Source organism: Streptomyces sp. NPDC055140 (assembly GCF_053607285.1).
In genome coordinates this window covers 1-1,097 of record NZ_JBSGTG010000221.1, presented here as the reverse complement: position 1 = coordinate 1,097, position 1,097 = coordinate 1, and the positions used below count along the sequence as shown (strand labels likewise).

Below are 1,097 nucleotides of genomic sequence, written 5' to 3'. Positions count from 1 at the left end.
CTGCTGGGCAACTGGCGTGTCCCTGCGAAGTCCTCGCTGTTCAGGGCCCGGGAACGACTCGGCTCCGAACCGCCGCGCGTGCTGTTCGCCACGACCGCGAAACCGATCGCGACCGAAGCGACGCCCGGTGCGTTCTGGCGGTGCCTGCGCCTGCTCGCCGTCGACGGCACATGCTGGGACGTCGCGGACTCTGAAGCAAACGATTGGCACTCGGCACTGAAACCGGTCGCGGGCAGCAGCCGTCTTGCCGTGCTGCCGTGTGGCCTGGTCTCTTCACGGGAGGGGACCAGGCCACAGTCCGGCTGGTTCGTGCACGGTGCAAGGCCGCCGCACACGCCGTCACGCCGGGATAGCCCGAGTCTGCCGGGCCTGGTGGGGTGCCTGCGGACGTTCTCCGGGATTCAGCCCACCCAGGTGAACGACAGCGGCGTGATCCGCTCAGTGAGCGGGTTGACCAGCATTCCGTACTCGCCGAACGGGGCTTCGCGGGTCACCTTGTCGTCGATGCCGTACGGCTCGGACCCGGCGTACGGGTCGACCTCGAGGGCCTCGAACAGATCGAGGAGCGCCAGCTGCGCTTCCACGGGCAGGCCGACGATGGCGTCGACCGTGTGCGGGGTGCGGGAGATGTGCCAGCTCACGCGGCGCCGCGCTGCTGCTGCCGGAGCTGCTGCATCTGCAGCCGCCACGCGTCGAACCGGTCCGCGGACTCGGCCGTCTCCTCGTGCTCGGCTGGCAGACCACCGGTAGCGTCGTACTGCGCGCGGGCTTCCTCGATACGTGGCTGCTCAACCTGGACCCAGCGGGCGGCGACGGCCTGCCAGCGGGCGATGACCTGCTCGAGCTGGCCCACAGGGGCGAGATGGATGTCGCGCAGGGCCTGCTGGCGCATGTCGGAGGAGGGCAGGGCGTGGACGATGGTGTCGATACTCCAGTCGTGGCCGCTCACCGTGGCCTCCGTTTCTGCTGTGGGTCTCAACATCGTGGAAATGTCTGGTCCGGTCTACGGTAGCGGGCGGCTCCGCGGTGTGTCAGGCGAGTCGTGCGCCCTCAATTCGTCGGATCTTGCCCGTCGGCGATGGCGGGGGGCGCGAGGA

Annotated in this window: 2 protein-coding genes; both read right to left on the bottom strand. The window is 69.3% G+C overall.

Going from position 1 to position 1,097, the window contains the following annotated elements:
• Positions 1–401: 401 nt before the first annotated feature.
• Entirely contained in the window at positions 402–641 is a 240-nt protein-coding gene (locus ACWFR4_RS49160) for a hypothetical protein (protein WP_453658545.1), read from the bottom strand.
• Positions 638–949, bottom strand: coding sequence for a hypothetical protein (locus ACWFR4_RS49155; RefSeq protein WP_453658543.1), 312 nt, complete (start codon positions 947–949; stop codon positions 638–640). The genes ACWFR4_RS49160 and ACWFR4_RS49155 overlap by 4 nt, the downstream gene beginning before the upstream one ends.
• Between the last annotated feature and the right edge of the window lie 148 nt (positions 950–1,097).